An 18,615-nucleotide genomic window follows, 5' to 3' on the forward strand; every position below is an offset into this window, starting at 1 on the left:
AATTCTAACGAACCGGCTTCAGCCGTTCCGCCGCATGGGCCGCGATCCTGTCCAGCATCGCGGCAAGCCCCGCCGGGCCGCGATTGCCGCCGCCATTCACGCGCGCCGTGACCCACAGGTACAGATCCTGGTCGTTCTCGGCCAGGACAGCCTCGTAGGCGTCCAGATCGGCGGGCGGCAGGCCGGCCAGGGGACCGTCGGCGAAATGGCCCAGGATCAGGTCCATTTCCTTCATGCCGCGGCGCCAGCTGCGCATCTTCAGGCGGCGCAGGCGGATGTCAGGCGATTCGGTCATTCTTTGTCCTTTACGGCGCGCTTGTCGTCCCGGTCCGGGCAGCATAAGCCATGCGCGCACGTCCTTCAAACCGCCGAGGCCGCCCATGGGTTTTCTGTCCGACCGCCTGTCCCGGATCAAGCCGTCGCCCACCATCGCGATGACCACCCGCGCGGCCGAGTTGCGCGCCAAGGGCCGCGACATCATCGGCCTGTCAGCAGGCGAGCCTGATTTCGATACGCCCCTTCATATCCGCGATGCCGCCAAGGCCGCCATCGACGCGGGCCACACGCGCTATACCGCCGTGGACGGCACGCCGTCGCTGAAGCGCGCCATTTGCGACAAGTTCGCGCGGGAAAACGGGCTGGATTATGCCCCTTCGCAGATCACGGTCGGCACGGGCGGCAAGCAGATCCTGTTCAACGCGCTGCTGGCCACGCTGGACGAAGGCGACGAGGTCATCATTCCCGCGCCCTATTGGGTCAGCTATCCCGACATGGTGCTGCTGGCGAGCGGCACGCCGGTGGTCGTCGAATGCGGCCTGGAGCAGGGCTTTCGCCTGACGCCTCAGGCGCTGGAGGCCGCGATCACGCCGCGCACGAAATGGCTGATCCTGAATTCGCCGTCCAACCCCTCGGGCGCGGGCTATGACCGGGCGGCGATGCAGGCGCTGACCGATGTGCTGCTGCGCTATCCGCAGGTCTGGATACTTTCGGACGACATCTATGAACACCTGGTCTTCGACGGGTTCTCGTTCGTCACGCCCGCGCAGGTCGAACCCCGGCTGAAGGACCGCACGTTGACGATGAACGGCGTCAGCAAGGCCTATGCCATGACCGGCTGGCGGATCGGCTATGGCGCCGCGCCCGAATCGCTGATCCGGGCGATGGCCAAGCTGCAATCGCAGTCCACCTCCAACCCCTGCTCGATCAGCCAATACGCGGCCGAGGCGGCGCTGGCCGGGCCGCAGGATTACGTCACCGAAAGCCGCGCCGTGTTCCAGCGCCGCCGCGATCTGGTGGTGGCCGGGCTGAACGCCTGCCCCGGCATCGAATGCCCGATCCCGCAGGGGGCCTTCTATGTCTATCCCTCGATCAAGGGGTTGATCGGCAAGACCTCGGCTGCCGGAACCCTCATCGCCGATGACGAGGCCTTCGCCAACGCTCTGCTGGAGGAGACGGGCGTGGCGGTGGTCTTCGGGGCGGCCTTCGGCCTTTCCCCGCATTTCCGCATCTCCTATGCCACCAGCGATCAGCAACTGACCGAGGCCGTTGCCCGCATCCGCCGCTTTTGCGAAGGCTGCGCCTAGAGCGCCGTCCAGCCGCCATCCACGCTGATCGTCGTGCCGGTGATCTGGGCCGCCGCGTCGCTGCACAGGAAGACCGCCGTGTCGCCCATCTGCTCGACCGTGGCGAATTCCTTGGACGGCTGGCGTTCCAGCATGACGTTGCGGATCACCTCGTCGCGCGTCATGTTGTATTCCTTCATCGAGTCAGGGATCTGCGCCTCGACCAGGGGGGTCAGGACATAGCCGGGGCAGATCGCGTTGCAGGTGATCTGCTCGCGTGCGGTTTCCAGCGCCGTCACCTTGGTGAAGCCCACGATTCCATGCTTGGCCGCGACATAGGCCGACTTGAAGGCGCTGGCCGTCAGCCCGTGGGCCGAGGCGATGTTGATGACCCGCCCCCAGCCTGCGGCGCGCATCATCGGCAGCGCCGCGGCGGTGGTGTGGAAGGCCGAAGTCAGGTTGATCGCAATGATCGAGTCCCACTTCTCGATCGGGAAATCGGGAATCGGCGCGACATGCTGGATGCCGGCGTTGTTGACCAGGATGTCGCAGCGGCCAGCCTGTTGGATCAGGGCGCGGCATTCATCGCCCTTCGACATGTCGGCCTTGACATATCTGACGGTTACGCCATGTTCCTCAGCCAGATTCTGGGCAAGCTGATGATCCTCGGGACGGTCGGTGAAGCTGTTCAGGACGATGTCGGCCCCGGCCCTGGCCAACTGGCGCGCCACCCCAAGCCCGATGCCCGAGTTGGAACCCGTCACGATTGCCGTTTTACCGCCTAGAAATCTCTCGAACATCGCGCCTCACACCTGTTGTCCGTGGGGACCGGGGGGATGTGCCCGGACCGGTTTGCAGGTGCAGCATGGGCAAAAAAAAACGCCCGCACAAGGCGGGCGCAAGTCATGAGGCAGGTTTCATACAGGCAAGAAACCTATCGAGCAGTAAGGTATTTATACGCCAAAGCCCGCCAGAGTCCAACGAATAAGTCTCACCTGCCATTGACGATCTTCAGGCAAGTCAGTTGAATTTGTATCGAAAAGAAGAAAAACGGGCGGGCAGGCGATGAAAATCTTAAGAAACCTTAACAAATCCGCGACTATGCGCGCCTTGTGCCTGATATTGGGGGCTTTTTCAGGTGTTGCATCATTGCCGCTTTCGGCGGGTGCCGAAGCCGTCCATGCCCTTGCCATGTATGGCGAACCGGCGCTATCCGATGGATTCACCGCCTTGCCTTACGTCAACCCTGACGCGCGGCAAGGCGGAATGATTCGCCTGGCGGAAGCCGGCGGCTTCGATTCGCTGAAACCCTGGGTGCTGAAAGGCAATGCCGCCTGGGGTGTCGGCGTCCATGTGGCCGAAACCCTGATGTATCGCAGCCTTGACGAGCCTTTCACCCTTTACGGATTGCTGGCCGAGTCCGTCGAGACCGCGCCGGACCGATCCTGGGTCGAATTCACCCTGCATCCCGAGGCGCGCTTTTCCGACGGCAGCCCCGTCACGGTTGCCGACGTGATGTGGTCCCTGGAAACGCTGGGTACCCGGGGGCACCCGCGCTATCACGCCGCCTGGGCCAAGGTTGCGCGGATGGAACAGACGGGCGAGCGAAGCCTGCGCATCACCTTTACCGAGACGGACCGAGAGTTGCCGATGCTGATGGGGCTGCGTCCGGTCCTGAAAAAGGCGCAATGGGAGGGGAAGGATTTCTCGGCCTCCAGCCTGGAGGCGCCGGTCGGGTCCGGTCCCTATGTGGTGGATCGCGTCGATCCCGGACGCTCGATCACCTTTCGGCGCGATCCCGCCTATTGGGGCAAGGATCTGCCGGTGAACCGGGGGCGCAACAACCTGGATGTAATTCGCTATGACTATTTCGGCGACGCGAACGCCATGTTCGAGGCCTTCAAGGCGGGCGAGGTCACGGTCTGGCGCGAACTCTCCGCGCTCAAGTGGGAACAGGAATACGACTTTCCCTTGATGCAGCGCGGCGATGCCGTGAAGTCCGAGATCCCCAATGGCCGCCCCTCGGGGATCATGGGACTGGTGATGAACACCCGCAACCCGCTGTTCGCCGACTGGCGCGTGCGGCAGGCGATGATCGAGGCGTTCAACTTTCGTTTCGTCAACGCGACGCTGAACGGCGGCAAGGACCGGCGCATCACGTCCTATTTCGCCAATTCCGGCCTTGCGATGCAGCCGGGTCCCGCCACCGGGCGCGAGGCCGAATTGCTGCAGCCCTTCGCCGCCGACCTGCCCCCCGGCACCATCGAGGGATACACCCTGCCCGAGGGATCGGACCGCGCCTTGGACCGCGCGGGCCTGCGCCGGGCCATCGCGCTGCTGGCGGATGCCGGCTGGACCGTGCGCGACGGCGTGTTGCAAGATGCACAAGGCCGCCCCTTCGCCTTCGAGATCCTGCTGAACCAGTCCGGCACCGCGATGCGCACCGCGTCCGAAACCCAGCAGATCGCCGACATCTATGTGCAGGCGCTGCGGAACCTGGGGATGCAGGCGCGCATCACGCTGCTGGATCCGGCGCAGTTCGTGCAGCGCACCAACGAATTCCAGTTCGACATGACCTGGTACGAACGCGCGCTGTCGCTGTCGCCGGGCAACGAACAGCTGCTGTATTGGGGGTCCGCCGCCGCCGACCAGCCGGGCAGCCGCAACTGGATGGGGATGAAAAGCCCGGCGGTCGAGTCGGTGGTCGCGGCCATGGTGAATTCTCAAACTGCCGAAGATTTTGCCGCCGCCGTCCGTGCCTTGGATCGAATCCTGACCGCGGGGCGTTATGTGGTGCCGGTCGGATTCTCGCCGGTCTCGCGGCTGGCCCATGCCGCGGACCTGCGGTATCCTGCCCGGACAACGCCACTTTACGGAGATTGGCCGGGCTTCATGCCCGAGCTGTGGTGGCAGGAGGCAGAGGAATGAGAGCAGTGATGGGAACGCTGCTGGCCTGCATGATGTTGGCTGGCTGCAACACGGTCGCAGGCGTCGGAGAGGACATCACCGGCATCGCGACATGGGCGCAATCGTCGATGGGAGGCGGATACTGATGAAATGGCAGCACGTGCAACAGAACTGGACCGCCTTCTACGAGGCGATCGTCGAGAAATGGCCCGAGGTTGATGAAACCGACCTGGACGAGATCGACGGCGACCAGCGCGCCTTCGTGGCCTATCTGGCCGAGGCGACGGGCCAGGAGCCGTCCGAGATCCGCGAGGAGTTGCGCGAATGGCTGGCCGGAGAGATCCCCTCGGACGTGGTCATGGATCCGATGCATGACAACCATTCCATCGCGCTCAGCGGCAAATACGTGGGCGAGGGCGAGGATGAATATGCCGACGACGCCCGCTTCGGGGACGACGACGAAAACCCGAACGACGGGGACGACTGATCCTCAGGCGCCGCGCGGTCCCCACAGGATCAGGGCCGCACCCGCAAGGCAGATCGCGGCGCCCCCCAGATCCCATGGGTCGGGCCGCCGCCCCTCGGCCAGCCACAGCCATGCCAGGGATGCGGCGATGTAGATGCCGCCATAGGCCGCATAGGCCCGGCCCGCCTGATCGGCGGGGCTAAGCGACAGAAGCCAGGCGAACAGCGCCAGGGATGCCATGCCGGGCGCCAGCCACAGGGCGGACCGCCCCAGCCGGAACCAGGCCCAGAAGGCGAAGCAACCGGCGATCTCGGCCAGGGCGGCGGCGATATACAGGGCAAGGGCGTGCATCAGACCGCCGATAGCCCGACCGCCGGGCAAGGTCCACCGCCCTTTCCAGTTGCAACAAGCGGCGCCGTCTGCCAGATGCACCCCGACGGAAGGGGCAGCATCGAAGGACCGTCGCCATGAACCGCACCTTGAAGATCGCCTTGGGCAGCATCGTGGTCGGCATCGTCGTGCTTGGCCTCAAGACGCTGGCCTGGCAGATGACGGGATCGGTGGCGCTGTTGTCCGATGCGCTGGAAAGCACCGTCAACGTCGCCACCGCCCTTGCCGCGCTGATCGCCATCCGCATCGCCCAGCGGCCCGCGGACCAGAGCCACCCCTACGGCCATCACAAGGCCGAATTCCTGTCCGCCGTGCTGGAAGGCGTGATGATCATCGTCGCCGCCCTGCTGATCCTGGAAGAAGCCTTTCACGGCATCATGGCGCCCCGTCCGCTGGATGCGCCGCTGGAAGGGCTGCTGGTCAACGTCGCGGCCAGCGGGATCAATGCGGCATGGTGCTGGGTGTTGCTGAGCCAGGGCCGCAGGCTCAAATCGCCCGCGTTGGTGGCGGACGGCAAGCACCTGTTGTCGGATGTCGTCACCTCGGGCGGGGTGATCGCGGGCGTGCTGCTGGCCATCGTCACGGGCCATGCGATCCTGGACCCGATCCTGGCGGCGGTGGTTGCCGTCAACATCCTGTGGTCCGGGTGGAAGGTCATGACCGCCTCGCTGGGCGGGCTGATGGACAAGGCGGTGTCGGACGACGTGCTGACCGCGATCCGCAGCACCATCTCGGACCAGGCGCATGGCGCGATCGAGGCGCATGACCTGCGCACGCGTCACGCGGGCAGCATGACATTCATCGACTTTCATCTGGTCGTGGACGGCGAAACATCGGTGTCCGAGGCCCATGCGATCTGCGACCGGATCGAATCGGCGCTGAAGCATCGCCTGGACGACGCCCAGATCACCATCCATGTCGAACCCGAACACAAGGCCAAGCATTCGGGCGTGCTGGTGCTTTAGGCCGCCAGGCGCACCCAGACGGGCACGTGGTCGCTGGGCTTCTCGGCGGCGCGGGCGTCCTTGTCGATGCCGGTTTCCACCAGCAGGTCGGCGGCTTGCGGCGACAGCAGCAGGTGGTCGATGCGGATGCCGTCGTCGCGCGACCAGGATCCGGCCTGGTAATCCCAGAAGGTGAACGGTCCACGCGTGGCCCAGGGGTCGCGGATGCGCACGGCGTCTGTCCAGCCCTGGTTGACGATCCGGCGAAAGGCCGCGCGGCTTTCCAGCAAAAACAGCGCGTCATCCACCCAGGCCTGCGGGCGGGCAGCGTCGCGGGGTTCGGGGATGACGTTGAAATCGCCCAACATCACCACGGGCATCTCGCCGGCCAGCAATTCCGCCGCGCGCTGGCGCAGGCGTTCCATCCAGGCCAGCTTGTAGTCGTATTTCGGCCCCGGCGCCGGGTTGCCGTTAGGCAGATACAGGCCCGCGATGCGCACGGCCTGGGCGCCCACCACCGTCGCCTCGATATAGCGGGCCTGTTCGTCGGTGTCGTCGCCGGGCAACCCGCGCGTCACGTCCTCCAGCGGCAGCCGGGACAGGATCGCCACGCCGTTGAAGCCCTTTTGCCCGTGGGTTTCGACGGTCCAGCCCAGATCCTCGAAATGCTGGCGGGGAAAGCCCTCGTCCACCGACTTGATTTCCTGCAGGACGACCAGATCGGCGCCCGATCCGGCCAGCCAGTCGGTCAGCGCGGGGATGCGGGCCTTGACGCCGTTGATGTTGAATGTCGCAATCTTCATGGCCGCATCTTTATCCGCCGTCCCGCGATTGGCAACCACGGGCGGGACAGATGCGTTCACCCCCATGCATCGCCTGTTCGCCCTGCTTCTGATCGTCGCGACCGCCCTGCCCGCCTGGGGTCAGGACCCGCCGCGCGCGGGCCTGATGTGGAACCGCAGCGGGTTGCCCGCGACGTTGCCGCTGGTCGTCCAGACCATGCCGGGGCGGGACTATGTCGTCTTCCTGGCCCCGCCCCAAGGCGGCGATCCGGTGATGGCGGGCTTTATCCAGGGCGGCACGTTCTTCCGCCTGCTGGTGCCGCCCGGCACATGGGCCGTCCGCTTCGCCCATGGCCGCGACTGGCAGGGCGAGGATGAGCTGTTCGGACCCGCAACGGAATGGATCGGCCTGGACCAGCCCTTGACCTTCGAGGCGGGGGTCGCGCGCAGGCAGGGCCATCTTATCCGGCTGATGGAAAGCGACGGGCAGGTCGAAGTTGCGTCCCAAGGCCCCCTGGACATCTGCCAGGGTCTGACCGTCACGACCGAGATCGACAGGCGGGACGAGAGTGATGAAGACCGCGAGGCGCTGAACCTTCTGCCCGCGCTGGGCCTTCAGGATCTGCGCGACGACTTCGACACCTTCCCGCGCAGCGATTTCAACCGCCTGCCCGCCCCCGGCCTGCGCCGGATCGAGACAGAGCTGGACACCCGCAGCCGGGTCTGTCCGCTAGATTGAAAACGACGTGCCGCAGCCGCAGCTGCTGGAGGCGTTTGGGTTGTCGATGACGAAGCGCGCGCCGATCAGTTCGTCGGCAAAGTCGATGGTGGCGCCCGCCAGATAGGGCAGCGACACGGGATCCACGACAACCTTCTGCCCCGCGCTTTCCAGCACCAGATCATCGGCCTCGGCCCGGTCCAGGCGGATGTCGTATTGGAAACCCGAACAGCCGCCGCCCGACACGGCCACGCGCAGGGGCTTGGCATCCCCGGAATCGTTGATCTGGGCCAGCTTGGCGAAGGCGCGTTCGGTGACTTTCGGCGGCAGGTTCATGGGGCGTTCCCGTTTTCGTCGTCAGTCCCTAAATATAGGGTCAAGCGCACCCGTTGCAAGGAAGGCCCTGCCCCCGTGAATGCCCCCCATGCCTGCCATCCCGACGCCAGCCGCGGGCGGCTGCACCCCGAACGGATGTCCACCTTTCGCAGCCCCTGGCAGCGCGACCGCGACCGCATCATCCATTCCAGCGCCTTCCGCCGCCTGAAGCACAAGACCCAGGTTTTCGTGGAACACGACGGCGAGGCCTATCGCGGCGACTATTTCCGCACCCGCCTGACCCACACGATCGAGGTGGCCCAGGTCGCCCGCACCATCGCGGGCGCCTTGGGCCTGAACACCGATCTGGCCGAAACCGTGGCCTTGGCGCATGACCTGGGCCACCCCCCTTTCGGCCATACCGGAGAGGATGCCTTGGCCGCGCTGATGCAGCCTTATGGCGGCTTCGACCACAACGCCCAGGCCTTGCGGATCGTCACCCGGCTGGAACGCCATTACGCCGATTTCGACGGGCTGAACCTGACCTGGGAGGCGCTGGAGGGGATCGCCAAGCACAACGGCCCCGTCACCGGCCCCCTGCCCTATGCCCTGGCCGAGGTGAACGCCCAGTGGGATCTGGAACTGCACACCAATGCCAGCGCCGAGGCTCAGGTGGCCGCGGTGGCCGACGACGTGGCCTATAACCACCACGACCTGCACGACGGCCTGCGCGCCGAACTGTTCACCGAGGACGAACTGGCCGAACTGCCTGTCGTCGGCCCGGCTTTCGCCGAGGTGGACCGGCTTTACCCCGGCCTCGACCCCACCCGCCGCCGGTACGAGGCGCTGCGCCGCGTGTTCGGCGTCATGGTGGAAGACGTGATCGCCGTGGCGCAGAACCGCCTGGCCGGGTTGCAGCCGCAATCGGCGCAGGAAATCCGCGACATGGACGGACCGATCATCCGGTTTTCCAAGCCGCTGTATCAGAACATCAAGGCGATCAAGTCCTTTCTGTTCACGCGCATGTATCGCGCGCCTTCGGTCGTGGTGGAGCGTAGCAACGTCACCGCCATGCTGAACGACCTGTTCCCGCTGTTCCTGCACGACCCCGGCCAGATGCCCGACCACTGGTGCCGCGTCGCGCGCGAGGCAGGGGACGAGACGCAATGCGCCCGTGTCGTTCTTGATTACGTGGCAGGCATGACTGACCGCTTTGCCATCGCCGAACACCAGCGGCTGTTCCCGAACCGCCGATAATCGCGCCCCGTTGAACCTAAGGCTTGCCCCGGCGTTTGACCTGCGAAAGCATGAACGCATGGAGGACAGCATGTTCACACGAAGCGGATCGGCCACCTGGCAAGGCGGGCTGAAGGACGGCACGGGCACGGTATCGACGCAGTCGGGCGCGCTGACGGATCTGCCCTATGGCTTCAACACCCGCTTCGCCGACGAACCCGGCACCAACCCCGAGGAACTGATCGGCGCGGCCCATGCGTCCTGCTTCAGCATGGCGCTGTCGAACCTGCTGTCGGGCGCCGGCATCGGCGGCATCTCGATCCGGACGACCTCGAAGATCACCCTGGAAAAGGACGGCGACGGCTTCACCGTGACCAAGGCGCATCTGGAAACGACCATCTCGGCCGACGCCGACCGGACGCAGATCGAGGATCTGGCGCAAAAGGCCAAGGCCGGTTGCCCGATCTCGAAGCTGCTGAACGCCGAGGTCACGATGAACGCGACGGTCGCCTGATGCGCATCAGGATCGGGTACGAGATGACGATCGAGGTGCCGCAGGCCACGCCGCTGATCGCGCTGACCACCCCGGAACCGGCACGCCACCGCGACTATGTCTTTCCCGAGGATCTGAGAACGACGCCCCATGTCCCGGTCCAGAACTATGTCGATCGGTTCGGCAATATCTGCCGCCGCATGGTGGCGCCGGCAGGCAGTTTCACGCTTTACAGCGACATCACCCTTTCCGATCCCGGCAGGCTGGACGAGGCCGATTTCAGCGCCCCCGAATGGCCGGTCGAGGCGCTGCCGTCCGAGGTGCTGGGCTTCCTCACCGCCTCGCGCTATGTCGAGACCGATCTGGTCAGCGACGAGGCCTGGGCCTTGTTCGGCCAGGTCGCGCCGGGCTGGAACCGGGTCCAGCATGTCATCGATCATGTCAACGGCAGCATGGTCTTCGACTATAAGCTTGCTTCGCAATACCGCACGGCGGCAAGCGCCCGAAGCGACGGGGTCGCCGTCTGCCGCGACTTCGCGCATCTGGCGCTGGCCTATCTGCGGGCGCTGAACATTCCGGCGCGTTACGTCAACGGCTATGTGGGCGACATCGGCGTGCCCAAGTCCGCATCGCCCATGGATTTCGCCGCCTGGATCGAGGTGTTCCTGGGCGGCAAGTGGTGGACCTTCGATCCCCGCAACAACCAGCGCCGCATCGGCCGGGTGGTCGTCGCGCGCGGCATGGACGCGGCCGACGTGCCGCTGATCAACAGCTTCGGTCCCCATGCCCTGACCGGCTTTCGTGTCTGGTGCCATCCGGTCGATGAGGCGGGGAACGAACTGGACGGAATGCTGTTCGGCTGACCTTGCCATCCGGGCCGCCGCATGGCCTTCTGCGCCCTGACGCAACAGGGGCAGACCATGCGGTTCCACGGCCTTTCCGCCTTTCCGATCACCCCCGCCGATGCCGATGGGCAGGTGCTGGCGCGCGACCTGCGCCGGATCGTCCGGCGTGCAGCAGATGAAGGGGTCGATTCGATCTGCGTGCTGGGCAGTGCGGGTGGCTTCGCCTATCTGGATCCCGATCAGCGCCGTGCCGCGGTGGACGCGGCGTTGGCCGAACTGGACGGCGCCCTGCCCCTGATCGTCGGCGTGGGCGCGCTGCGCACGGACACCGCCGTGTCGCTGGCCCGCCACGCCAAGGCCGCCGGGGCGGATGCGCTGCTGGTCCCGCCCATATCCTATACCCCTCTGACGGATGATGAGGTTTTCGCCCATTACGCCGCCATCGCCCAGGGGGGCGGCCTGCCGGTCTGCATCTACAACAACCCGACCACGACGCATTTCACGTTCTCGCCCGATCTGCTGGTCCGCTTGTCCGCCATCCCGCGGATCTGCGCGGTCAAGATGCCCCTTCCCGCCCATGGCGATTTCGGGGCCGAGATCGCGGATCTGCGCGCCCGCCTGCCGCAGGGCTTTTCCATCGGCTACAGCGGCGACTGGGGCTGCGCGGGCGCGATGCTGGCGGGGGCCGATGCCTTCTACAGCGTGGCGGCGGGCACCTGGCCCGCCCCGATGCTGCGCCTGGTCCGGGCCGCGCAAGCGGGCGACGGGGCGGAAACCGCGCGGATCGACGCGGCCTTCCAACCACTGTGGTCGCTGTTCCGGCAATGCGGCAGCTTTCGCGTGGTCCATCGCGCGGCCAACCTGCTGGGCCTATCCGACGCGCAGCCGCCGCGTCCCATCCTGCCGCTGGCGCCCGATCACGACGCGGCCTTGCGCGACGCCATAGCCGCGCTGGACACGATCTGACCTGCGGCATACCGTTGCATACCGATTGCCTATCCCTGCGGCGGCGGCTAGAACCGCGCCAAACCGCGAGGGAGCCTTCCGATGACCAAGACCCGCACAGAGACCGACAGCTTCGGCCCGCTGGAGGTTGATGCCAGCAAATACTGGGGCGCGCAAACGCAGCGGTCCATCCAGAACTTCCCCATCGGTTGGGAACGCCAGCCTGTCGCGATCATCCGCGCGTTGGGCGCGATCAAGCTGGCGGCGGCGCGGGTGAACCAGGCCAACGGTGATCTGGACCCCGCCATCGGCAAGGCCATGGAACAGGCCGCGACCGAGGTGTTCGAGGGCAAGTTCGACGACAACTTCCCGCTGGTGGTTTGGCAGACCGGATCCGGCACCCAGTCGAACATGAACGCGAACGAGGTGATTTCCAACCGCGCCATCGAGATCCTGGGCGGCGAGCTGGGGTCGAAAAAGCCGGTCCACCCGAACGACCATGTGAACATGGGCCAGTCGTCCAACGACACCTTCCCGACGGCGATGCACGTGGCCATCGGCATGATGGCGCGCGACACGCTGATCCCCGGCCTGGAAAAGCTGCACAAGGCGCTGGACGCCAAGGCGCAGGAGTTCAAGGACATCATCAAGATCGGCCGCACCCACACCCAGGACGCGACGCCGCTGACGCTGGGCCAGGAATTCGGCGGCTATGCCCACCAGGTCGCCAAGGGGATCGAGCGGATCAAGCTTGCCCTGACCGACATCCATGAACTGGCCCAGGGCGGCACCGCCGTGGGCACCGGGCTGAACACGAAAAAGGGTTGGGACACCGCCATCGCGGCGGAAATCGCCCGGATCACCGGCCTGCCCTTCGTCACCGCCCCCAACAAGTTCGAGGCCTTGGCCGCGCATGACGCGATGGTCTTCTTCTCGGGCGCGCTGAAGACGGTGGCGGCGTCCTTGTTCAAGATCGCGAACGACATGCGCCTGCTGGGATCGGGTCCGCGGTCCGGCCTGGGCGAGCTGATCCTGCCGGAAAACGAACCCGGATCCTCGATCATGCCGGGCAAGGTCAACCCCACCCAGGCCGAGGCGCTGACCATGGTTTGCGCCCATGTCATGGGCAATGACGCGGCGGTCGGATTCGCCGGGTCGCAGGGCCATTTCGAGCTGAACGTCTATAACCCGATGATGTCCTATAACGTGCTGCAATCCATGCAGCTTCTGGGAGACGCGGCCGGCAGCTTCACCGACAACATGGTGGTGGGCACCCAGGCCAACGTGGCCCGCATCGACAAGCTGATGAAGGAATCGCTGATGCTGGTGACGGCCCTGGCGCCGACCATCGGCTATGACAACGCCACCAAGGTCGCCAAGACCGCCCACAAGAACGGCACCACCTTGCGCGAGGAAGCCATCGCCCTGGGCTTCGTGGACGGCGAGACCTTCGACCGCGTCGTCCGCCCCGAGGAGATGATCGGCCCCAAGGGCTGATCGGCGCTTGACCGCATCGGGATGGGGCGCGGTATGATGACCGCGCCCCTTTCCGTCGGACCCGCATGACCAAGATCATCAACCTGCGCCAAGCCCGCAAGCAGCGCGACCGCGACGCGAAACGCGCGGCGGGCGATGCGAACGCGGCCAAATACGGCGAGGGCAAGCCCCTGCGCGAGGCGCGCGAGGCCGAGGCGGACCGCGCCGCCCGCGCGCTTGACGCGCATCGCCGCGACGACGCGCCAGACGATGATTGACCTGCCGCCCATGACCCCGCCGCTGAAGCGGTCGGTGACGATCGACGGGCACCGCACCTCGGTCTCGTTGGAGGACGCGTTCTGGCGCGGCGTGGCCGAGGCCGCCCGCGCGCGCGGCATGACCCGGGCGGACCTGATCGGCCAGATCGACCATGCCCGCCCGCCCGAGGTGGGATTGGCGACCGCGCTGCGGCTGTTCGTGGTGGCGGAATTGCGTCCCGCGAAGGCCGGGGGCGCTTCGCCCCCCGGACCCCCCGAGGATATTTAGGCAAAGGTGAAGGATCAGGCGCGGAGCGTGCCGCCGGTGGCCTTTTGCACCTTGTCGATGATCTTCTGGCTGACGGCCTCGATCTCCGCGTCCGTCAGGGTCTTGTCGCGCGGTTGCAGGCGGGCGGTGATGGCGATGGACTTCCTGCCGCCCTCAAGCCCGGTGAACTGGTCGAAGACCGTCACGCTGTCGATCAGCGCCTTGTCGGCGCCTGCGGCGGCGTTGACCAGGGTCAGCGCCTCGACTTGAGGATCCACGACGAAGGCGAAGTCGCGTTCGACGGCTTGCAGTTCCGAGATGGCAAGCGCCGGGCGCGTCGCCGTGCGGGTCTTGGGGAAGGGCACGTTGGCGATGCGGACGGTGAAGGCGACTGCCGGACCCTTCACGTCGAAGGCGCGCAGGATGCGGGGGTGGATTTCCCCGAAGGTCGCGAGCGCGTTCGGGCCAAGCGCGATGTTGCCCGCGCGGCCCGGATGCCACCACGGGTCCAGCTTGCGGTTGACCTGCACCTTGGCGGGCGCGCCGAGGGTGGCCAGCACGGCCTCGGCATCGGCCTTGGCGTCATGGATGTCCACCTTGCGGCGGCTGCCGAAGGGGTCGCGCGGCGCGGTGTGGCCGATCATCAGGCCCGAGATCTGCGTGGCCTGTTCGCCCGGCTCGCCGCCCGCGAAGACCGGCCCAAGCTCGAACAGCGCCAGGTCGGCGAAGCCGCGCGCCTGGTTGCGGGCGGCTGCGGACAGCAGGCCGGGCAGCAGGTCGGGGCGCAGATGCGTCATCTCGCTGCTGATCGGGTTTTCGACGCGCACGGTATCGGCGCCGCCGCCGAACAGTTCGGCGGACGCGCGGTCGATGAAGCTGTAGGTCACGCATTCGTTGTAACCAAGCGCCGCCGCCTGCCGCCTTGCGGCCTTCTCGCGGACCTGCAAGGGGGTCAGCACGGGCTTGGGCACGCCAGGGCGCGGGCGCGGCAGGGGCTGGCCTTGCAGCTTGGTGAGGCTGGCGATGCGGGCGATTTCCTCGACCAGATCGGCCTCGCCCAGGATGTCGGGGCGCCAGGAGGGGACATGGGCCATGTCGCCGTCCATGCGGAAGCCGAGCGCGGTCAGCGTGGCGCGCTGCGTGTCCGCCGGGATGTCCAGGCCGACCAGGCTGGCGGTGCGGGCGGGGTCCAGAGGGTAAGCGCGGGCTGTGTCGGGGACGACGCCTGCCTCAACCACTTCGGACGGCTCTCCGCCGCACAAGTCCAGGATCATCTGCGTGGCCAGTTCCAGGCCCGGGCGGGTGAAGGCCGGATCGACGCCGCGTTCGAAGCGGTAGCGGGCGTCGCTGTTGATCTTCAGCGCGCGGCCCGTGGCGGCGATGGCGATGGGATCCCAATAGGCGCTTTCCAGGAAGACATCCGTGGTCTCGTCGGAACAGCCGGAGTGTTCGCCGCCCATGATGCCTGCGATGCTTTCGGAACCGTTGGCGTCAGCGATCACCATGGCGCCTTCGGACAGCGGATAGGTCTTGCCGTCAAGGGCCAGGATCTGTTCGCCCTCGCGCGCGGAGCGGACATGCAGGTTGCCGGAAACTTTTGCCAAGTCAAACACATGCAGGGGCCTGTTCATGTCGTATGTGAACAGGTTGGTGACATCCGCCAGCGCGTTGATCGGGCGCAATCCGATGGCACGCAGGCGTTGTTGCAGCCATTCGGGCGACGGGCCGTTCCTGACGCCCCGGATCACGCGGCCCGCGAAATACGGGGCCTTGTCGGCGATGGCCGGGTCGATGCTGACCGAAACCGGGCTTGCGAAGCGCCCCGGCACGATCGTGTCAGCCACCGGTTTCAGCACCCCCAACCCGCGCGCCGCAAGGTCGCGGGCGATGCCGTGGACGCCAAGCGCGTCGGGGCGGTTCGGCGTGATCTTGATGTGGATCATCGGATCCACCTTGTCCGGCGCATTCGCGGCCAGCCAGTCCACGAACCGCTGCCCGACCTGCCCCGAGGGAAGCTCGATGATGCCGTTGTGTTCGTCCGACAGTTCCAGTTCCCGTTCCGAGGCCATCATGCCGTGGCTTTCCACGCCCCGGATCTTGCCCACGCCCAAGGTCACGTCGATGCCGGGGACGTAATCGCCGGGCTTGGCCAGCACCACGGTGATCCCCTCGCGCGCATTGGGGGCGCCGCAGACGATCTGCTTTTCGCCCTCGTCCGTCAGCACGCGGCAGACGCGCAGGCGGTCGGCGTCGGGATGCTGCTCGGCGTGCAGGACGCGGGCCAGGGTGAAGGCGCGCAGCTTGGCCGCCGGGTCGCGGACCTCCTCGACCTCGAGACCCAGGTCGGTCAGCGCCTCGGTGATCTGGTCCAGGGTGGCGGTGGTGTCGAGATGCTCTTTGAGCCAGGAGAGGGTGAACTTCATGACGCAGCTTTCCGGTTTCGCGCACGGGCGTTTGCCTGCCTTGAACCGTTCCAGGGCACGATGGTCAAGCGTCAAGCAGAACGGCAGGACATCTTTCGGCCTTCGGGAATTGTTTATCGCCCCGCCCGGTGCCAGAGTTCGCCCGAACCCGGCACCTGTCGCAGGAGGTTTTTCGTGCCCTATCGCCTTTCCATTCTTGCCAGCCTTGCCCTTGCAGCGGCACCCGTCCTTGCGCAGGAAGCGCCCCGGATCTGCGGTGCCGCGCAGGTCGAATGGCTGGCCGGGGACGAGGCCGGGCAGGACATCGCGACCATCCAGGCGGCGCTGTCGGCTTCGGTTCAGGTGGCGGGCAGCCAGCCGACCGTCCTGGCCTTCCGCACCAGTGCCAACAGCCAGACCCTGCGCGTCGAGGCCAGTGCGGACAACGGCGATCCCGCGATTTCCCTGCTGACCGAGGATGGCGACCTGATCGCCGAGAACGACGACACGCCCGTGTCGCTCAATGCGATGCTGGAAACGACGGTCGGGCCGGGGATCTATTGCGTCGCGCTGCGCTCGGTCGGGGACGGCGACATGGCCGCCACCGTGCAGGTGTCGCGTCTCGAACAGGACCCGCTGCTGCACGAGGAGGGCACGGACACCGGTGGCGAGATCGCGGCCTGCGCGCCCGATACCCCGGCGGCACCCCTGGCCGAGGGCGCGATCGACGAACGGCTGGCCCAGGGACCGGTCAGCACGACGCAGGATGGCAGGCAGGTCGGCTATTACCGCTTTACCCTGTCCGGGGCGACGCCCGTGACGCTGCGCGCGTCCAGCCCCACGCTGGATCCCCATCTGAAGCTGTTCGACGCCCAGGGCACGCTGATCGGAGAGAACGACGATGCCGAGGGGCTGAACGCGCGGCTGGATTTCGTGTCTTCCCTGGCGGCGGGCGATTACTGCATCGGGGCCGCGGCCCTGACATCCGAGGCGGGCGAACTGACCGTCAGCGCGCAGAGACTGGACCCCCAGGCCTTCCTGCGCAACGCTTATCGCAAGGGCGAACTGAACCCGCCCGCCGACGGCAGCTATCCGGTGCAGGCGGTGGACTTGGCGCGGCAGAAGCAGACGGTGGTTTTGCACGACGGCGCCGCGCAATGGCTGGGCTTCGATCTGGACCAGCCGACGGTGGTCATCGTCAGCGCCTATGGCTCGCTTGTGGGCGCCGATCCCCGGCTGGTGCTGTTCGCGGCATCGGGCGCGCTGGAGGCCGAGAATGACGACGTGGACGGCGGCACCGATGCCCGCGTCGGCCCTGTCCTTCTGGAACCGGGCCGCTATCACCTGGGCGTCGTGGATGTCAACCGCAACGACGGCACCCGCGGCCCGATCCGCCCCATCGGCCTGATGTTCGAACGCTTCCTGCGCGCGCCCTGATCCTTGTGCAGGGACCAAGGGTTCCTATCTGTCATGGCAAGGGGCGGCTGATCCGCCCGCTGTGATGGAGAGACCCTTGGCGGACAATGTCCAGCAACAGCTGCTGATCGAGCAGCGCGTCGCGAACGAATCGAAGTCCCAGCTGGTCGCCTATCTGCTGGCGATCCTGCTGTGGGGCCTGGGCGTGCATCGCATGTACCTGGGCCGCTGGGCCAGCGGCATCATCATGCTGGCGCTGTCCGGCATCGGGATGCTGACCGCGCCGATCCTGATCGGATGGATCCCCCTGGCCTTCGCCTGGGTCTGGGCGTTCATCGACCTGTTCCTGATCCCCGGCATGATCCGCAACGACCAGGCGGTGATTCGGCAGCGGCTGATGGCGGGCCGCTGGTAACGAAAAGGCCGCGCGGCATCTGCCGGCGCGGCCCTTGTTCATCTGGCGGTCGGCCTTATTTGGGCGCGATCATCATGACCATCTGCCGGCCTTCCAGCTTGGGCATGGATTCGATCTTGCCCGCCTCGCCCACGTCGTCGCGGACACGGTTCAGCAGTTCCAGCCCCAGATCCTGGTGGGCCATCTCGCGGCCGCGGAAGCGCAGGGTGACCTTGACCTTGTCGCCTTCGCCCAGGAACTTCATGACGGAACGCATCTTCACATCGTAATCGTGGGTATCGGTTCCCGGACGGAACTTGATTTCCTTGATCTCGATGATCTTCTGCTTCTTGCGGGCCTCGGCCTCGCGCTTTTGCTGTTCGTACTTGAACTTGCCCAGGTCCATGACCTTGCAGACCGGCGGGGTCGCGTTCGGCGAGATCTCGACCAGATCCAGCCCGGCGTCCTGCGCCATCTGCAGCCCGACCGAAGGCGGCACGACGCCGACGTTCTCTCCGTCAGCGCCGATCAGGCGGATTTCGGATACGCGGATGCGTTCATTGACACGAGGGCCGGTGTCACGGGTAGGCGGTGCGTTATGCGGTCGGCGGGCTATGGCGATGCTCCTTGGATGGCCAAATCGGAATAGACGGAAAATAATCGTCAAGGCGGCGTGATTCAACCGGATTTGAAGGTTGTTTCGCAAGGCGGGCAGATATGTCGCCCCCCTGCCCCCTCCGCCGCCTTTTCCACACGTCCAGGCTGTGCCATAGCTTCGGCCAACCGACCCATCAAGCAA

The 18,615-nt window shown here is 66.4% G+C and carries 23 protein-coding genes; 15 read left to right on the forward strand and 8 right to left on the reverse strand.

The features are described from left to right. Window positions 1-4: 4 nt before the first annotated feature. Window positions 5-295 (reverse strand): succinate dehydrogenase assembly factor 2, encoded by a 291-nt coding sequence (locus tag GIY56_RS03960; RefSeq protein ID WP_196053540.1) that lies wholly within the window; start codon window positions 293-295, stop codon window positions 5-7. An 85-nt stretch (window positions 296-380) separates the two neighbouring features. Between GIY56_RS03960 and GIY56_RS03965 the strand changes: the two genes are divergently transcribed. Further along, window positions 381-1,583 (forward strand): pyridoxal phosphate-dependent aminotransferase, encoded by a 1,203-nt coding sequence (locus GIY56_RS03965; protein WP_154763525.1) that lies wholly within the window; start codon window positions 381-383, stop codon window positions 1,581-1,583. Here GIY56_RS03965 and GIY56_RS03970 read toward each other — a convergent pair. Together GIY56_RS03970 and GIY56_RS18830 are read right to left on the reverse strand one after the other, a co-directional pair. Beyond that, window positions 1,580-2,362 carry a 3-hydroxybutyrate dehydrogenase gene (locus GIY56_RS03970; RefSeq protein WP_154763526.1) on the reverse strand — a complete coding sequence of 261 codons (783 nt, stop codon included), beginning with the start codon at window positions 2,360-2,362 and terminating at the stop codon, window positions 1,580-1,582. The two genes, GIY56_RS03965 and GIY56_RS03970, sit on opposite strands and share 4 nt — an antisense overlap. 153 nt (window positions 2,363-2,515) lie before the next feature. Continuing rightward, complete coding sequence (locus tag GIY56_RS18830; protein WP_328288460.1) at window positions 2,516-2,788, reverse strand: hypothetical protein; 273 nt, start codon at window positions 2,786-2,788, stop codon at window positions 2,516-2,518. On the opposite strand from GIY56_RS18830, the gene GIY56_RS03975 reads away from it, so the two are divergent. The 3 genes from GIY56_RS03975 to GIY56_RS03980 are packed head-to-tail and all read left to right on the forward strand — an operon-like array spanning window position 2,754 to window position 4,956. Then, on the forward strand, window positions 2,754-4,490 hold the full coding sequence (locus tag GIY56_RS03975; RefSeq protein WP_328288432.1) for an extracellular solute-binding protein: 1,737 nt from the start codon (window positions 2,754-2,756) through the stop codon (window positions 4,488-4,490). The two genes, GIY56_RS18830 and GIY56_RS03975, sit on opposite strands and share 35 nt — an antisense overlap. Then, entirely contained in the window at window positions 4,487-4,615 is a 129-nt protein-coding gene (locus GIY56_RS18715; protein WP_268866557.1) for a hypothetical protein, read from the forward strand. Before GIY56_RS03975 ends, GIY56_RS18715 begins: the two co-directional genes overlap by 4 nt. Next, on the forward strand, window positions 4,615-4,956 hold the full coding sequence (locus GIY56_RS03980; protein ID WP_154763528.1) for a hypothetical protein: 342 nt from the start codon (window positions 4,615-4,617) through the stop codon (window positions 4,954-4,956). The genes GIY56_RS18715 and GIY56_RS03980 overlap by 1 nt, the downstream gene beginning before the upstream one ends. A gap of 3 nt (window positions 4,957-4,959) precedes the next feature. Here GIY56_RS03980 and GIY56_RS03985 read toward each other — a convergent pair whose 3' ends face one another. Beyond that, window positions 4,960-5,286 carry a YnfA family protein gene (locus GIY56_RS03985; RefSeq protein ID WP_154763529.1) on the reverse strand — a complete coding sequence of 109 codons (327 nt, stop codon included), beginning with the start codon at window positions 5,284-5,286 and terminating at the stop codon, window positions 4,960-4,962. 116 nt (window positions 5,287-5,402) lie between these two features. Between GIY56_RS03985 and GIY56_RS03990 the strand changes: the two genes are divergently transcribed. Further along, complete coding sequence (locus GIY56_RS03990; RefSeq protein ID WP_154763530.1) at window positions 5,403-6,290, forward strand: cation diffusion facilitator family transporter; 888 nt, start codon at window positions 5,403-5,405, stop codon at window positions 6,288-6,290. On the opposite strand, the gene xth is transcribed toward GIY56_RS03990, so the two are convergent. Next, entirely contained in the window at window positions 6,287-7,072 is a 786-nt protein-coding gene (gene xth / locus GIY56_RS03995; protein WP_154763531.1) for an exodeoxyribonuclease III, read from the reverse strand. The two genes, GIY56_RS03990 and xth, sit on opposite strands and share 4 nt — an antisense overlap. Before the next feature lie 64 nt (window positions 7,073-7,136). Between xth and GIY56_RS04000 the strand changes: the two genes are divergently transcribed. Next, window positions 7,137-7,790: a hypothetical protein gene (locus GIY56_RS04000; protein WP_154763532.1), complete on the forward strand. Its 654-nt coding sequence runs from the start codon at window positions 7,137-7,139 to the stop codon at window positions 7,788-7,790. Here GIY56_RS04000 and GIY56_RS04005 read toward each other — a convergent pair. Next, window positions 7,782-8,105 (reverse strand): HesB/IscA family protein, encoded by a 324-nt coding sequence (locus GIY56_RS04005; RefSeq protein WP_154763533.1) that lies wholly within the window; start codon window positions 8,103-8,105, stop codon window positions 7,782-7,784. The two genes, GIY56_RS04000 and GIY56_RS04005, sit on opposite strands and share 9 nt — an antisense overlap. 75 nt (window positions 8,106-8,180) lie before the next feature. Here GIY56_RS04005 and GIY56_RS04010 point away from each other — a divergent pair, with 75 nt between their 5' ends. The 7 genes from GIY56_RS04010 (at window position 8,181) to GIY56_RS04040 (ending at window position 13,625) form a co-directional block, all read left to right on the forward strand. After that, the gene (locus tag GIY56_RS04010; protein ID WP_328288433.1) at window positions 8,181-9,341 is read left to right on the forward strand and encodes a deoxyguanosinetriphosphate triphosphohydrolase; all 1,161 of its coding nucleotides are present in this window, start codon (window positions 8,181-8,183) and stop codon (window positions 9,339-9,341) included. 70 nt (window positions 9,342-9,411) lie between these two features. Beyond that, entirely contained in the window at window positions 9,412-9,834 is a 423-nt protein-coding gene (locus GIY56_RS04015; RefSeq protein WP_154763534.1) for an OsmC family protein, read from the forward strand. Then, a complete protein-coding gene (locus GIY56_RS04020) occupies window positions 9,834-10,676 on the forward strand; it encodes a transglutaminase-like domain-containing protein (RefSeq protein ID WP_154763535.1) in 843 nt (280 codons plus the stop codon). Before GIY56_RS04015 ends, GIY56_RS04020 begins: the two co-directional genes overlap by 1 nt. Before the next feature lie 21 nt (window positions 10,677-10,697). Next, entirely contained in the window at window positions 10,698-11,624 is a 927-nt protein-coding gene (locus GIY56_RS04025; RefSeq protein WP_230312270.1) for a dihydrodipicolinate synthase family protein, read from the forward strand. Between the two features lie 81 nt (window positions 11,625-11,705). Further along, window positions 11,706-13,100, forward strand: a complete 1,395-nt coding sequence (gene fumC / locus GIY56_RS04030) for a class II fumarate hydratase (protein WP_154763536.1) — start codon at window positions 11,706-11,708, stop codon at window positions 13,098-13,100. Window positions 13,101-13,165: 65 nt separating this feature from the next. Next, window positions 13,166-13,357 carry a DUF4169 family protein gene (locus tag GIY56_RS04035; RefSeq protein WP_154763537.1) on the forward strand — a complete coding sequence of 64 codons (192 nt, stop codon included), beginning with the start codon at window positions 13,166-13,168 and terminating at the stop codon, window positions 13,355-13,357. After that, a complete protein-coding gene (locus GIY56_RS04040) occupies window positions 13,350-13,625 on the forward strand; it encodes a ribbon-helix-helix domain-containing protein (RefSeq protein WP_154763538.1) in 276 nt (91 codons plus the stop codon). Before GIY56_RS04035 ends, GIY56_RS04040 begins: the two co-directional genes overlap by 8 nt. A gap of 14 nt (window positions 13,626-13,639) precedes the next feature. Here GIY56_RS04040 and pheT read toward each other — a convergent pair whose 3' ends face one another. Then, on the reverse strand, window positions 13,640-16,027 hold the full coding sequence (pheT, locus tag GIY56_RS04045; protein WP_154763539.1) for a phenylalanine--tRNA ligase subunit beta: 2,388 nt from the start codon (window positions 16,025-16,027) through the stop codon (window positions 13,640-13,642). 174 nt (window positions 16,028-16,201) lie between these two features. Between pheT and GIY56_RS04050 the strand changes: the two genes are divergently transcribed. Together GIY56_RS04050 and GIY56_RS04055 are read left to right on the forward strand one after the other, a co-directional pair. Continuing rightward, on the forward strand, window positions 16,202-17,443 hold the full coding sequence (locus GIY56_RS04050) for a DVUA0089 family protein (RefSeq protein WP_154763540.1): 1,242 nt from the start codon (window positions 16,202-16,204) through the stop codon (window positions 17,441-17,443). 76 nt (window positions 17,444-17,519) lie between these two features. Beyond that, on the forward strand, window positions 17,520-17,837 hold the full coding sequence (locus GIY56_RS04055) for a TM2 domain-containing protein (RefSeq protein WP_230312271.1): 318 nt from the start codon (window positions 17,520-17,522) through the stop codon (window positions 17,835-17,837). A 55-nt stretch (window positions 17,838-17,892) separates the two neighbouring features. On the opposite strand, the gene infC is transcribed toward GIY56_RS04055, so the two are convergent. Further along, window positions 17,893-18,615 carry a translation initiation factor IF-3 gene (infC, locus tag GIY56_RS04060; protein WP_328288434.1) on the reverse strand — a complete coding sequence of 241 codons (723 nt, stop codon included), beginning with the start codon at window positions 18,613-18,615 and terminating at the stop codon, window positions 17,893-17,895.

Origin of the sequence: Paracoccus lichenicola, assembly GCF_009708075.1 — a bacterium.
GTDB classification, from domain to species: domain Bacteria; phylum Pseudomonadota; class Alphaproteobacteria; order Rhodobacterales; family Rhodobacteraceae; genus Paracoccus; species Paracoccus lichenicola.

Bases quoted from the DNA above. Each gene is read 5' to 3' on its own strand.
- GIY56_RS03960 (WP_196053540.1), bottom strand. From the start codon at position 295: ATGACCGAATCGCCTGACATCCGCCTGCGCCGCCTGAAGATGCGCAGC.
- GIY56_RS03965 (WP_154763525.1), top strand. From the start codon at position 381: ATGGGTTTTCTGTCCGACCGCCTGTCCCGGATCAAGCCGTCGCCCACC.
- GIY56_RS03970 (WP_154763526.1), bottom strand. From the start codon at position 2,362: ATGTTCGAGAGATTTCTAGGCGGTAAAACGGCAATCGTGACGGGTTCC.
- GIY56_RS03975 (WP_328288432.1), top strand. From the start codon at position 2,754: ATGTATGGCGAACCGGCGCTATCCGATGGATTCACCGCCTTGCCTTAC.
- GIY56_RS18715 (WP_268866557.1), top strand. From the start codon at position 4,487: ATGAGAGCAGTGATGGGAACGCTGCTGGCCTGCATGATGTTGGCTGGC.
- GIY56_RS03980 (WP_154763528.1), top strand. From the start codon at position 4,615: ATGAAATGGCAGCACGTGCAACAGAACTGGACCGCCTTCTACGAGGCG.
- GIY56_RS03985 (WP_154763529.1), bottom strand. From the start codon at position 5,286: ATGCACGCCCTTGCCCTGTATATCGCCGCCGCCCTGGCCGAGATCGCC.
- GIY56_RS03990 (WP_154763530.1), top strand. From the start codon at position 5,403: ATGAACCGCACCTTGAAGATCGCCTTGGGCAGCATCGTGGTCGGCATC.
- xth (WP_154763531.1), bottom strand. From the start codon at position 7,072: ATGAAGATTGCGACATTCAACATCAACGGCGTCAAGGCCCGCATCCCC.
- GIY56_RS04000 (WP_154763532.1), top strand. From the start codon at position 7,137: ATGCATCGCCTGTTCGCCCTGCTTCTGATCGTCGCGACCGCCCTGCCC.
- GIY56_RS04005 (WP_154763533.1), bottom strand. From the start codon at position 8,105: ATGAACCTGCCGCCGAAAGTCACCGAACGCGCCTTCGCCAAGCTGGCC.
- GIY56_RS04015 (WP_154763534.1), top strand. From the start codon at position 9,412: ATGTTCACACGAAGCGGATCGGCCACCTGGCAAGGCGGGCTGAAGGAC.
- GIY56_RS04020 (WP_154763535.1), top strand. From the start codon at position 9,834: ATGCGCATCAGGATCGGGTACGAGATGACGATCGAGGTGCCGCAGGCC.
- GIY56_RS04025 (WP_230312270.1), top strand. From the start codon at position 10,698: ATGGCCTTCTGCGCCCTGACGCAACAGGGGCAGACCATGCGGTTCCAC.
- fumC (WP_154763536.1), top strand. From the start codon at position 11,706: ATGACCAAGACCCGCACAGAGACCGACAGCTTCGGCCCGCTGGAGGTT.
- GIY56_RS04035 (WP_154763537.1), top strand. From the start codon at position 13,166: ATGACCAAGATCATCAACCTGCGCCAAGCCCGCAAGCAGCGCGACCGC.
- GIY56_RS04040 (WP_154763538.1), top strand. From the start codon at position 13,350: ATGATTGACCTGCCGCCCATGACCCCGCCGCTGAAGCGGTCGGTGACG.
- pheT (WP_154763539.1), bottom strand. From the start codon at position 16,027: ATGAAGTTCACCCTCTCCTGGCTCAAAGAGCATCTCGACACCACCGCC.